Origin of the sequence: Flavobacterium sp. UBA6135 (assembly GCF_002428305.1) — a bacterium.
GTDB lineage: Bacteria > Bacteroidota > Bacteroidia > Flavobacteriales > Flavobacteriaceae > Flavobacterium.
The window spans coordinates 69,549-84,238 of the sequence record NZ_DIVJ01000007.1; the positions used below are offsets into that span (position 1 = coordinate 69,549).

General features: G+C 33.1%; 8 protein-coding genes. 4 read left to right on the plus strand and 4 right to left on the minus strand.

Going from position 1 to position 14,690, the window contains the following annotated elements; all coding sequences use genetic code 11:
* The first annotated feature begins 31 nt into the window (after nucleotides 1–31).
* Entirely contained in the window at nucleotides 32–5,083 is a 5,052-nt protein-coding gene (locus B3L86_RS02085; protein WP_291114551.1) for a T9SS type B sorting domain-containing protein, read from the plus strand.
* A 2-nt stretch (nucleotides 5,084–5,085) separates the two neighbouring features.
* Nucleotides 5,086–6,000, plus strand: coding sequence for an alpha/beta hydrolase (locus B3L86_RS02090; RefSeq protein ID WP_291114554.1), 915 nt, complete (start codon nucleotides 5,086–5,088; stop codon nucleotides 5,998–6,000).
* Between the two features lie 52 nt (nucleotides 6,001–6,052).
* Here the strand turns inward: B3L86_RS02090 and typA are convergent, their stop codons facing one another.
* The gene (gene typA / locus B3L86_RS02095) at nucleotides 6,053–7,849 is read right to left on the minus strand and encodes a translational GTPase TypA (RefSeq protein WP_291114556.1); all 1,797 of its coding nucleotides are present in this window, start codon (nucleotides 7,847–7,849) and stop codon (nucleotides 6,053–6,055) included.
* A 184-nt stretch (nucleotides 7,850–8,033) separates the two neighbouring features.
* Between typA and pdxH the strand changes: the two genes are divergently transcribed.
* On the plus strand, nucleotides 8,034–8,678 hold the full coding sequence (pdxH, locus tag B3L86_RS02100) for a pyridoxamine 5'-phosphate oxidase (RefSeq protein WP_291114557.1): 645 nt from the start codon (nucleotides 8,034–8,036) through the stop codon (nucleotides 8,676–8,678).
* Nucleotides 8,679–8,845: 167 nt separating this feature from the next.
* A complete protein-coding gene (locus B3L86_RS02105) occupies nucleotides 8,846–9,340 on the plus strand; it encodes a CAP domain-containing protein (RefSeq protein WP_291114560.1) in 495 nt (164 codons plus the stop codon).
* 587 nt (nucleotides 9,341–9,927) lie between these two features.
* On the opposite strand, the gene B3L86_RS02110 is transcribed toward B3L86_RS02105, so the two are convergent.
* The 3 genes from B3L86_RS02110 to B3L86_RS02120 form a co-directional block, all read right to left on the minus strand.
* Nucleotides 9,928–11,871 carry an OmpA family protein gene (locus B3L86_RS02110; RefSeq protein ID WP_291114562.1) on the minus strand — a complete coding sequence of 648 codons (1,944 nt, stop codon included), beginning with the start codon at nucleotides 11,869–11,871 and terminating at the stop codon, nucleotides 9,928–9,930.
* A gap of 12 nt (nucleotides 11,872–11,883) precedes the next feature.
* Nucleotides 11,884–12,795, minus strand: a complete 912-nt coding sequence (locus B3L86_RS02115) for a PorP/SprF family type IX secretion system membrane protein (RefSeq protein ID WP_291114564.1) — start codon at nucleotides 12,793–12,795, stop codon at nucleotides 11,884–11,886.
* 53 nt (nucleotides 12,796–12,848) lie between these two features.
* A partial coding sequence (locus B3L86_RS02120; protein ID WP_291114566.1) for a gliding motility-associated C-terminal domain-containing protein occupies nucleotides 12,849–14,690 on the minus strand: 1,842 nt, incomplete at its 5' end.

Here is a 14,690-nt window from a genome sequence, read left to right on the forward strand (position 1 = left end):
TTTGTATCTTTGATATCCTTTCAAAAACAAGATGAAAAAAATTGCTATACTTTTTATTTTGATGGGATTTTCTGTTTTTGCTCAATTTAGTAAAACACATTACATCCCGCCATTATCAGGCTCAGATGGCCAACCTGCTCAGAATCAATATTTATATATTTCATGTCCAAACTTAACTCCTGTAAATTTCACCATTACGGTATTAGGTGGCAACACAATTAATGGAACTGTTTCCAGAGACAATCCGTATATATTATCAGTTGGTTTTGGCACAGATTCTCAACTTCATGTTAGCAAAGGGTTGGTTAATACCATTCTTGACAACAAAGGATATGTCATTGAAGCAGAAGATCAAGTATATGTTGCAGTTCGTTTAACTGCTACTCCACAAAATTTTCAAGCTGGTGGTTTGGTTTCAAAAGGGCTTGCCGCTTTAGGAACGCAATTTAGAATAGGTGCTTTTGTAAATACTGGAATTTCCGGAATAACACAAAATCACTTTACTTTTGTGTCCATTTTGGCAACTGAAAATAATACCACCATAAATTTTAGTGGCATAAAACCGGGTGTTTCATTAATAAACAATGCTTTTGTTGGTAACAATCCCAACGCAATTGTATTAAATCGGGGTGAAACTTTTGTAATGGCTGTTGACGGACCCACTATGGCAAATCGAGATGGATTGATTGGTGCTTTAGTAAGTTCTGATAAACCTATTGCTGTTAATTGTGGTTCTTATGCAGGTACTAATGGAAACAATAACAACAATCTTGATTTGGGATTCGACCAAATTGTATCTGCAGAACGAACAGGAAATCAATATATTTTTATTAAGGGATTTGGTGAAACAGTTACAGAGCGACCATTACTTGTGGCTCATGAAAATAATACTCAAGTTTTTTTAAATAACAATGTTGGAACGCCTGATTATGTCTTGAATGCGGGAGAATATTTGATTTTAGATGGGAATTCATTCAATGCAAATGGTAATTTATTTGTTCAAACTTCAAAAAATGTATTTGCATATCAAGGTGTTGGTGGAAGTACTCAGGCCAATCAAGAGCTCTATTTTGTTCCACCATTGAGTTGTCAAACGCCTAAAATAATTAATAATATCCCATTTTTAGACAACATAGGTGGTTTGTCTTTTACAGAAAATAGCGGCGTAAATTTAGTTACCAAAACCGGTGCAACGTTGGAGTTTATTATTAATGGTTTTACTTATTCGTATGCTAATTTACCACAAAATATTTTTGCTCAAGGCCCATTTTTTGTAGATGGAAATCCGGAATATGTTACTTATAAAATCAACGGTTTGGGTGGTAATGTTTCTGTTTTTTCAACTGATGAACTTTATTTGTCGTATTATGGTTCTAGTGGAGCTGCTACTTATGGTGGTTTTTATTCCGGATTTACTTTTCGTCCGGAAATCACATTTAACAGATTAAGTGTTGCTGCCGAGAATTGTATTCCTAATATAAATTTAACTGTAAATTCATTATCGCCTTTTGATAGTTATCAATGGTATTATAATGATGCAATTATAGATGGTGCTACAAACCCTTCGTTCACTCCGACACAACCCGGCTATTATTATTTAAAAGCAGCAATTTCAAACTGTGGTTTGGAAGAATTGATTTCTGATAAAATTCCTGTAAGTTCATGTCCAAACGATATGGATAATGATGGTGTAAATGACAACGTGGATATTGATAACGATAATGACGGTATTACTAACTGTGTTGAATCTTTTGGAGATGCTACTTTAAATTTAACAAGTTCTTCTAATACGCTTGTTGTGAATTCCTATTTCAATTCTTATAATGGAGTTGTAACTACAAATGGAACAGAAACAGCAGTTACTCCTTTTATAGGTACAACTGATGGGTTAATAATTACCGAAACAGCTTCAACAAAGGATAATTCTGTTACCTATAAAGTAACATTTGCTCAACCTTTAACTGTAGCTGTACAATATCCAAATGCTATTACAAACAATGCTTTTTTCAGTAGTGATGTTGAATACACTATACAAGTACCAACAAATCATACGCTTACAGTTTTGGATCCGGATGGTCAATTATTAATCGACACCAACTATGATGGAATATTTGAAAATAACGTAACCGGATTTTCAACCTTTGAATTGCGTTTTAGATTGAATAGCGGAAGTTTTTTGACGCCGGGAAGTGCTACTTTTAAAATACAAACCTATTTGACAGAGTTTATTTCAATTACGCATAAAAATTTAACCGATCAACCTTCAAAATCAACACTACAATTGATTGCAACTTGTGTTCCAAAAGATGCTGATGGCGATGGAATTCCCGATCAAATTGATTTAGATAGTGATAATGATGGTATTCCTGATGTTATCGAATCACAAGGAATTGGCTTTATACCATATGATGGTATTGATACAAACGGAAACGGAATGAGCGATGCTTTCGAAGCAGCAAATTTACCTGTAGATTCTGATGGTGACGGTGTACCTGATTATTTAGATTTAGATAGCGATAATGATGGTATTTATGACCTTGTTGAAACAGGACTACCTTTATTAGATACTACTAATGATGGGAGAATTGATGGTTTACCAGCAACTTTTGGAGCGAATGGTCTTTTTAATACTATTGAAACTTTTGCAGATAGCGGTGTACTTAATTATGTACCTCAAGACACAAACAATGATGGTGTTTTAAACTATTTGTCATTAGACAGTGATGGCGATCTTTGCTTTGATGTAATTGAAGCCGGTTTCAACGACCCAGACAATAATGGCCTATTAGGAACGAATCCAATTGTTGTTAACGCAAATGGTGTTGTTTTAAATTTTGGTGGCTATACAACGCCAAATGCTGATTATTTGATTGGAGCTCCTATAGAAATTACTACCCAACCTCAAGGTGTTTTCGTTTGTGAATTACAAAATATAACTTTTACAATTGAAGCCACGCCATCTGATTTCTATCAATGGCAAGTCAGTACAGATGCAACTACATGGACTGATTTAACAAACAATGCTAACTATTCAGGTGTCACAACAATTAGTCTACAAATCAACAATGTGACCAATGAAATGAATGGCAATTTGTATCGTGTCATTTTAAATAGAAATGGAAACAGTTGTGGTTTAATTTCAGAAGGGGGCATTCTAACAATATATCCATTACCAAACATTAATACTCCTATCAATTTAGTGCAATGTGATGATGATACCGACGGAATTTCTGCTGTAAATTTAAGACAAAAAGAAAATGAGATCTCATCAAATTTTGCTAATGAAACTTTTACTTATTTCACAAATGAAATTGCTGCAACAAACGATGATAATGCCTTTTTAATAAACAATCCAATTGCCTATGTGACTGGAAATACTACCGTTTGGGTAAGAATAGTAAATCAAAACGGGTGTTTTAGAGTTAGTCAATTAAATGTTTTTGTTTCGGCAACACAAATACCGTCTACTTTTTTGAGAACTTTTGCAAAATGTGATGATTTTATAGATGCTCAAAATGATGATAGAGATGGCGTTTCACAGTTTGATTTTAGTAGTGTTACCGCAGAAATTTCAGCTTTACTTCCAGCTACAACACCATTTACCATCAAATATTATAGAACACTAGGCGATGCATTGGCAGAAACAAATGCCAATGGAGATGATTTAGCAATCAATCCTTCTAATTACAGAAATATTGGATTTCCAAATTTTCAGCAAATTTGGATTCGTGTGGAAAGTAATTTAGACAATGCGTGTTTTGGCTTAGGGCCTTACATCGAACTAACAGTAGAAGCTCTTCCACTTGCTCCCACGCTACCTGAATTTAAAGTTTGTGATGACGACCAAGATGGTTTGTTTTCATTCAACACAAGTACTTTAAATTCATCCCTTTTGAATGGTCAAAATCCAGCTTCAATTGCATTTAGTTTTACTGATAGTTTTGGCACTACTTATTTGAATGAGTTACCAAATCCATTTATATCGCCAAGTCAAATCGTAACCGTTCGAATGACAAATACAGTAACTGAGGCTCCTGACGGACCATGCTTTGATGAAACAGAATTACAATTTATAGTTGATATAAGGCCAATTGCTTTTCCGGTTACTGTTCCGCCTTCATGTGATACTGATGGTACAGAAGATGGATTTTTTGGATTTAATATTAGTGATATTCAAACTACATTATTGGGTAATCAAACCGGAATGGAAGTCAGCTATTTTAATAGTTTGGGACAACCTCTTCCGAGTCCGTTGCCAAATCCATTTATCACCAATACGCAAACAATAACTGCTGTTGTTACAAATCCTTCAAATACAAGTTGTCCGGCTTCAACGCAAATTACTTTTACTGTCTATACATTACCACAATTAGCATCAGATACAACCATACGTTTATGTAAAGACTCACAAACTACTATAAGTGCCGGTTTACTTAGTGGAAATCCACAAAGTTTTACTTACCAATGGTTTTATAATACTTCCGGAATTTCTGGCGGAATTCGTCCCACATTAAACATAACTCAAAATGGAGTTTATACCATAATTGTGACTTCTCCTTTTGGGTGTACCCAAGAGCGAAACATAATTGTCTTACCATCAGAACCAGCCATTATTGAAGAAATTCAAATTATAGATTTAGTTGACAATAACTCAGTAACTGTTTTAGTTTCTGGAACAGGTGATTATGTTTATAGTCTAACTTCAATTAATGGGCCGTATCAAGAATCAAATGTATTTACAAATGTTGCACCAGGAATTTATACCGTTTTTATAAAAGACATAAATAATTGTGGGATTGTTACAAAAGATATTTCCGTTCTTGGAATACCCAAATTTTTCACTCCAAATGGTGATGGCTATAATGACACATGGAATATTAAAGGAGTGAGTGAACAGTTTAATAAAAATTCCATTTTATATATTTATGATCGTTACGGTAAACTTGTAAAACAGTTAACCGCATTAAGTTCAGGTTGGGATGGGATTTACAATGGACAGCCTTTACCTTCAACAGATTATTGGTACGTGATAGAACTTGAAGATGGCAGAATTGCAAAAGGACATTTTAGTTTAAAACGTTAGTTATGAAAAATAAGATTTTACTATTGCTTTTAGTTTCGTTTTCGAGTCTATTTGGACAAGAGGTAAAAGTGGCATCCGGAAAAATAGAACGAATCAAAAACTTTAAATCAAAATATGTTTCTGAAAGAAATATTGATGTTTGGTTACCCGACAATTACTCCACTAAAAATAGTTATGCTGTTCTTTATATGCATGACGGCCAAATGCTTTTTGATGATACAACAACTTGGAACAAACAAGAATGGGGAGTAGACGAAGCTATTGGAAGTTTAATTAATGAAGGTTCTATTAAAGATGTTATAGTTGTTGGTATATGGAATACATCGAACCGACACGCTGAATATTTTCCTCAAAAACCATTTGAAAATTTAAACCCTGAAGAATTAGAAATTGTAAATCAAAATTTAAGAGAAAATAATAGAATTGAAAATGATTTAAAACCTATTTCTGATAATTATTTAAAATTTATTGTCACAGAATTAAAACCAATAATTGATTCTAAATACAAAACATTAAAAGACAAAGACAATACTTTTATTGCCGGATCGAGTATGGGCGGTTTAATTTCACTATATGCTATTTGTGAATATCCTGAAGTTTTTGGAGCGGCTGCCTGTATTTCGACGCATTGGCCGGGAATTTTTGGAATGGAAAACAATCCGGTTCCTCAAGCTTTTTTTACTTACTTAGAAAGTTCGCTTCCTGATCCCAATGAAAATAGAATTTACTTTGATTATGGTACAGCAACTTTAGATGCTCTTTATCCACCATTACAAAAGAAAGTAGATGAGATAATGTTATCTAATAACTTCACTACAGAAAGTTGGATTACTTTAGAATTTGAAGGTGCCGATCATTCTGAAAGTGCATGGCGAGAACGACTAATTCATCCGTTTACGTTTTTATTACGAAAATAAAAAAGCCCATTCAGATGATGAATGGGCTTTTTACTATCTAATAAAATTCAGATTATACTTTAAATCGCTTTCTATCTGTTTCGTTCAAATAGATTTTACGCAAACGCAATGATTTTGGCGTTACTTCTACATACTCGTCTTTTTGAATGTATTCTAATGCTTCTTCCAAAGAGAATTTGATTGCAGGAATAATTCTTGCTTTATCATCAGCACCCGATGAACGTACGTTTGATAATTTCTTAGTTTTTGTAACATTCACAGTCATATCATCACTTCGTGTATTTTCCCCAATTACTTGACCTTCATAAATTTCTTCGTTTGGATCAACAAAAAATTTACCTCTATCTTGTAATTTATCAATAGAATAAGGAATTGCTTTTCCGTTTTCCATAGAAATTAACGAACCGTTGTTTCTTCCCGGAATTTCTCCTTTGAATGGTTCATATCCAATAAAACGGTGAGCCATAATAGCTTCTCCGGCAGTTGCGGTTAATAATTGATTACGCAATCCTATAATTCCACGAGATGGAATATTGAATTTCACAATCATACGTTCACCTTTTCCTTCCATACTTAACATTTCGCCTTTACGGATTGAAACAAACTCTACTGCTCTACCTGATAAATTTTCAGGTAAATCGATAGTCAATTCTTCAATTGGTTCACATTTAACACCATCTACTTCTTTGATAATTACTTGTGGTTGTCCAATTTGCAATTCATATCCTTCTCTTCTCATGGTTTCGATTAAAACCGATAAGTGCAATACACCACGGCCAAAAACCATAAATTTATCAGCAGAATCAGTATCACCCACTCTAAGAGCTAGGTTTTTCTCTAATTCTTTAGCTAATCTATCTTTTATATGTCTTGAAGTTACAAACTTTCCTTCTTTACCAAAGAATGGTGAATCATTGATGGTAAACAACATACTCATTGTAGGTTCATCAATAGCAATAGTTTGTAAAGCTTCCGGATTTTCAAAATCAGCAATAGTATCACCAATTTCAAAACCTTCTACTCCAACAATCGCACAAATATCTCCTGCAATAACTTCAGTTACTTTTTTACGTCCTAAACCTTCAAAAGTGTGTAATTCTTTAATTCTTGATTTGATTACTTTTCCGTCTCTTTTTACCAAAGAAATAGGCATACCTTCTTTCAAAACACCTCTTTCTAAACGACCAATCGCAATACGACCTGTGAAAGAAGAAAAATCTAAAGAGGTAATCAACATTTGAGGAGTTCCTTCAGAGATTCTAGGAGCCGGTACGTGTGTAATTACCATATCCAATAAAGGTTCAATGTTTTCAGTTTGATTTCTGAAATCATCACTCATCCAATTATTTTTTGCTGAACCATAAACGGTTGGAAAATCCAACTGTTCTTCGGTTGCCCCTAATTCAAACATTAAGTCAAAAACTTTTTCATGAACTTCTTCAGGAGTACAGTTTTCTTTATCTACTTTATTAATAACCACGCATGGTTTTAATCCTAAGTCAATTGCTTTTTGCAAAACAAAACGCGTTTGTGGCATTGGACCTTCAAAAGCATCCACTAACAAACAAACACCGTCTGCCATATTTAATACACGTTCAACTTCGCCACCAAAATCGGCGTGACCCGGAGTATCAATAATATTAATTTTTGTACCTTTATATACTACGGAAACATTCTTAGAAGTAATCGTAATTCCACGTTCACGTTCCAAGTCGTTGTTATCTAATATTAAATCACCGGTGTTTTCGTTTTCACGAAAAAGTTGACAGTGATACATAATTTTGTCAACCAATGTGGTTTTACCGTGGTCAACGTGGGCAATAATTGCAATGTTTCTAATTGATTCCATCTGTATTTTTTTCAGGGTGCAAAGGTACACTTTATTTTCTCAAAAAAAATTTTAATGTGAAACAATAGTTTACAGTAGGTTAAGATTCAATTAAATTAGGTCAAAAAATCGAAATTTTAGTAAGGTTTAGAATCTAAATGAAATCTTAGTAACTTAGCCAATTGAAACTTTATGCAATAAAAAAATGAAAGATTTAAGCAATTATCGAAAATCCTACGAGAAAAGCCAATTAATTGAAAGCGAGATTCCGGAAGATCCAATAAACCTTTTTCACAAGTGGTTTTATGAAACCGAAGAGTTTGGTTCTATAGAAGAAGTAAATGCCATGACTGTAGCTACGATTGGTTTAGATGGCTTCCCAAAGTCGCGTGTGGTTTTATTGAAAAAATTTAATGAAGAAGGTTTTATTTTTTATACCAATTATAATTCAGAAAAAGGAAAAGCCATACTTTCCAATCCTAACATTTGTTTGTCATTTTTTTGGGCATCTATGGAAAGACAAGTTATAATTAAAGGTATTGCTGAAAAAACACCCGATAGTATTTCTGACGGTTATTTTGACAGCCGTCCAACTGGTAGTAAATTGGGGGCTATTGTTTCTCCACAAAGTGAAATCATTCCTTCGCGACAATTTTTAGAAGAACAATTAAACGATTTAGAAGCCACAATTAACATAAGCGAAATAGAAAGACCAAAAAATTGGGGTGGCTTCTTGGTGCGTCCTCAAGAAGTAGAATTTTGGCAAGGACGACCTAACCGACTTCATGACAGAATTCGTTATCAACTTCAAAATGATTTCAACTGGAAAATTAATCGATTAGCTCCTTAATTTGTAAGTAAATTTATATGTAAATATTTTTTTTGTGCATTTCATCGATTTTATTTTGCACTTTAACGACATAGTAGTAATATTGTACAACCAAATCGCATAAACGTTCTTATTACAATAATAAAAGTATTTGCCCCACATCTACTTTAAAAACTTAACCTACTACTATGAAAGCAAAAATGTTTAGAGCATTATTGCCAATTGCAATTATGTTCACTTTAGTGTCATGTTCAACTGAAGATTCAGCAGAAAATTCAGATAACCTGAGAGCTGAAAACTATGCATACAATGATATTGAACTTGATATGATGGCTCGAATTAACAATCACAGAGCTAGTGTTGGATTGTCTGAGTTGGCACCAATTGATCATATCTCATTTAAATCTGGAGAGCATAATGATTACATGATTGCAAACGATGTTGTAGGTCATTATTATTTTGAATCACGTTCAAACAACATAAAGCAAGTTCTTGGAGCAGTAAGAGTAAGTGAAAATTTAGCCTATAACTATAACACTAATAATGCAGCTCTTAATGCATGGTTAAATAGTGATGGTCATAAAGAAAACATTGAAGGTGATTATACTCACTTTGGAATTTCAATAAAAGTTAATCCGGTTAACGGAAGAAAATACTACACTAATATTTTTATGAAAAGGTAAATTTACCCCGATTTTACCTAACCTACTAAAAGACCACAATTGTGGTCTTTTTTTTATTTCATAAGGGTTAGCCTATGATGAATTTAAAAACATTTTATAAATAGTTAAATTGACTTTGGCTCAGATTCATACTATACCTGTATTAGATTATTATGAACATTTTTTTATAAGCTATAAAATGATATGTGATAAATTTGCAGTTAAATAATATGTTTCGTTCCTCACTCAAAGAGAATAAACCGTCAATATGAAAGCTTTACTGTTATGAACTATTTCAAAACTTCAGAAGTTAATTCATTCTTAAATTGAGAAATTAATATTTTTAATGATATCGATTTAGGGATTAGATTAATCTAGTATATACAATTAAACTTTAAAATGATATTTTCATTAATGATGAACAAATTATAGTATTTGCTAAATTTAAAATTTGAAAATTCATGCTAAAATATCCATAATAATCTTGAATTAAATAATTACACCCATCGGGATAAATTAGTTTATTATAAAATTAGAGTCTCAATCCCACACAAATAAAAATGGCAACCATTTCGGGTTGCCATTTTCATTTCAATGAAGTTAATTCCTTATAATTCAGTAATAATAAATTCACTTCTTCTGTTCATCTGGTGATCTTCTTCTGAACATTTTACACCATCTGCACATTCGTTTACTAATTGTGTTTCACCATAACCTTTTCCGGTTAAACGCGATTTGTCAATTCCGTTCTTAACCAACCAATCAATAGTAGATTTTGCTCTACGGTCTGATAGTTTCTCATTATATTTATGTGAAGCACGACTATCTGTATGCGAACGAATATCTATTTTCATTGTTGGATTTTCGTTTAATACATCTAATATTTTAGCTAGATCAACAGCTGCATCCGGGCGAATATTCCATTTATCTAAATCAAAATAGATTAAATTAATTTTGAAACAATTGGCCAAATCATCACCTTCCTTCATGATACAAGTTTTTCTTTCCAACTTAACATCAAGATGTGTTTTTCCTGATTCGTTTGGAATTATAACCGGTAATTCTTGTGTTACAAAATCTTCACTTTCTGTTCTAACATAATATTTTTTATCACATTCAACTATACCAAAATCAAATTTTCCTGTGCTGTCACTCATTACCTCTTTCATCACATTAAATTGATTGTCAAGTAAAGTAACCTTTGTATTTGGTAGAGCTACTAATTCTTCATCAGTAATTAAACCTGACAATATGTGTTCGCAAACAAAAACTAATTCTTTGGTTTCAATAAATTTATAAATATCATCACTTCCTACTCCACCGGGTCTGTTTGAAGATAGAAAACCTCTTTTTGTCTCAGAATTAATGATATAAGCAAAATCATCTTTTGGAGTATTTGCCGGTTCTCCAACATTTAATACATATTTAATTGAATTATCTTCTTCAATACGAGCTGCAAATATATCTAAACCTCCAAGTCCTGGATGACCGTCAGAAGCAAAATACAATTCATTTTTTGCAGATACAAAAGGAAACGTCTCTCTACCTTCGGTATTAATTTTTGGTCCTAAATTGATTGGCTCTCCAAAAGTACCATCATCATTAATTGCTACTTTGAAGATATCTGACAACCCGAGAGTTCCAGGCATATCTGAAGCAAAATATAAAGTTTTTTCGTCAGGACTTAGAGCCGGGTGTGCTGTTTGATACGAATCACTATTAAAAGGTAAAGCTACAATATTAGACCATTTTCCATCTTTAAAAGTTGCTCTATAAATTTTTAAAAGTGTATTTTTATCTCCATCCAAACCTTTTTTACCATTTAGAAAATTATTTCTGGTAAAATAAACCGTACTATTATCTTTTGTGAAAACAGGAGTAGATTCATGAAACTTTGTTCTTAATTCGTTGGCATACTTTTCAGCACCAGATAAAGAACCATCTTCTGCTAATTCAGCAGCATACAATCTTGTAAAATACTGATCAGTCCAAGTATGCTTTCTTTTTGCGAAATTTCCGGTATCTCTAGCCGAAGTGAAGACTACTTTATTATTAAAAAAAGCTGCTCCATAATCAGAATATTCAGAATTGATACCTGCATTATCTATGTTGTAACGACCGGAATTACTTTTGATAACCTCTAAATAATTTTTTTGTTCTTTTGCTAGATTACCCCTTTTATCTTCGGCACTTGCTTTATTAAATTTAACCATTATCTCTTCAGCCTTGGTATAATTACCAACCGCTTTTAGTGATTGAGCATATCTAAAAAAATATTCAGGTTCTACTTCTTCTGTCATGGCAAACAATTGTCCATACCATTTTTCTGATTGCTCTAATTCAGCATTGAAATAATAGGAATTTCCTAATTTTTTAAGAATATCAGGAGAAGTAAACCCTTTTTCAACAATACGTTCATACGTATTAATTGCATTGATATAGGCAAACTTATCGTAATTCTTTTCGGCTTTATTTATTTTGCCTTTTTGCTGAGCATATAGATTAATTGAGCAAATACTCAATAGGACTATATAGGTAAGTTTTAATTTCATAACTATGCTTTATTAAAAGAATCTTGGTGAAACAATTTTACTGTAATTTTTGAATAATTCAAATCTCAAAAACACTTCATGAGAACCGGAATTAAAACGTCTTAAGTTTGTGGTTTCTCTATCATAAGCATATCCTATAAAGATTTGGTCAGACACTTGAAAACCAGCCATTCCACTGAAAGCGGCATCCCATCGATAAGCTGCTCCTAAAACAAATTTCTCATTTATTAAGAAGTTTCCGGAAATATCCACTTGTACAGGTGCTCCTTCAACAGCTTTTGTTAAAAAAGCGGGTTTGAATTTTAAATCAGGTGACAAATCAAAAACGTAACCACCAATTAAATAGAAGTTCTTTCTCTCTTTGTTAATAGCTACTGAATTATCATCATATCTTGTCATCTCAAAAATATGAGGAACTGACAATCCAAAATACAATCTATCTGAATGTAAATAGACACCAGCACCTAAATTAGGTGTAAAGTTATTTCTTAAATTTTGAAATTGCGGATCTCCTTGATCTTGCGGATTAAGTTTATTCACATCTAAATTAAAAAGATTTGCAGTACCTTTTAATCCGAAAGACAATTTAAATGTTTCTGATGTATTGATAGTATATGAAACATCAGCAGAAATTGTGTTTTCGTCTGTTGGACCAATGCGGTCATTAACAAAAGATAATCCAAGACCTAATTTACTGTTTCCTATTGGAGTATTTAAAGAAGCTGCGTTTGTAACAGGAGCTCCATCTAAACCAACCCATTGTGTTCTGTGTAATCCAAAAACACTCATTACTCCACGAGATCCCGCGTAGGCCGGGTTGACATTAATGGTATTATACATGTACTGTGTGTATTGAGCATCTTGTTGAGCAAAGCTAACAAAACCACTAAACATCAAAGCGAAAAATAAAATTTTTGTTTTCATTTAATTTATTTTTTAGAAACCCGAGGGTGTTTTTCAACCCTCAGGAATTATATTTATCTAGTTAGGTATAACCATCCTTCTTTACTTACTGTTGAACCTTCAACAGTTTTATATTGAATGATGTAGAAATAGGTTCCTGTTGGTAATTCTGCAGACTTGTTTAAAGTTGCTCTTCCTTCAGATACTCCTCTGAAAACTCTGGTATTATTATCATAGCCACGAGTTTCAAACACTAACACGCCCCAACGGTTATAAATTTCCACAGTGTTATCTGTATAACACTCATTGTTATTAATATTCTCGATATAGAATACATCATTTAACCCATCTCCATTTGGAGACATTGCATTGTAAACTTCAATTGGTCCACAAGGTAAAACTACACAAAGATCATTAACATTCATCGTAATCTCAATAATTCTTGGACAAACACTATTTGAAATTACATATTGCAGTCTATAGTCTCCTGTCTCACTAACTGATGCAGGATTGAAAATGCTTCCTTCTAAACCTCCCGAGCCATCAAAATCTATCCAAGTTCCGTTTTGTTCTACACCTGGATCAAGCAAAGAAAATAAATCAATTGCATCATCTTCTATACACAACTCACTCTCTAAAGTTTCAATAGTATTCACTATTGTAACATTTATGGTTTGGGTATATGTCTCAGAATTTCCACATGAATCAGATACTAACCAACTTCTAACTATTGAATAACTGTTTTGAGTTTGATTGATCGTTTCTTCTGTAAATACGACATCGACTTCAGTTGAACATGTATCTGTGAACTCTAATTCCGGCATAACAGGAATTTGATCACAACTCACATTTATTACTGACTCAAACTGAGTAGCCGGAACCGGTGCTGTATTATCTTCAACTGTAATAACTTGAGTATGCATTGTTGAATTTCCACAAATATCAATTGCCAACCAAGATCTGTTGATTTGATATTCACCTTCACAAGAACCGTTTACAATTACTTCATTGAACTGTACAGTTGCAGTTCCACAATTATCGATTGCTGTTAAAATAGCCGCAGCTGGAATTGAATCACACTCAACTGTTGTGTCTGCAGGTAAAGATTCAACAAATGTCGGTGCTGTAATATCTTGGACTGTGATTGTTTGAACATGTGTAATTTCATTATTACAAGTATCAACAGCTAACCAAGTTCTTGTAATAACATATGAGTTAGCACAATCTCCAATTGCAATTGATTCTACAAAAGTTACTGTCGCTTCACTACATATATCATTTGCAGTTAATACAGCCGCAGTAGGAATTGCTTCACAAGAAACTGTTAGGTCTGCCGGTAATGCTTCCACAAAAGATGGCGGAGTAGTATCTTGAACAATAATCGTTTGTGTATGTGTTACAAAATTACCACATGAATCTGTTGCGGTCCATGTTCTTGTAAGTGTAAATGCACCTGCACAATTTGAATTACTTGTATTATTCTCTACCAAAGTTACAATTGCCTCTCCACAATTATCAATCGCTGTTACATTTTCAGGTACAGGAATAAATCCACATTCTGCTTTGGTATCTTGTGGTAAAACTCCAACAAATGTTGGTGCTGTTGTATCTTGAACAGTAATTACTTGAGTATGAATAGTAGTATTACCACAAGAATCGACTGCCGTCCAATATCTTGTAATTATATAAGATCCATCACAAGTGTAATTATCTTCCGTTTTTGTAAAAGTTACTGTTGCTGTACTACAATTATCAGTTGCAGTCAATGTTACAGCTCCAGGAATTGCATCACATTCTACCGTTATATCTTGTGGTAAATCTCCAACGAATAAAGGTGCAGTAGTGTCTTCTACTGTTATCGTTTGAACGTGTGTTGTTGTGTTTCCACAAGCATCTGTTGCTGTCCATGTTCTGGT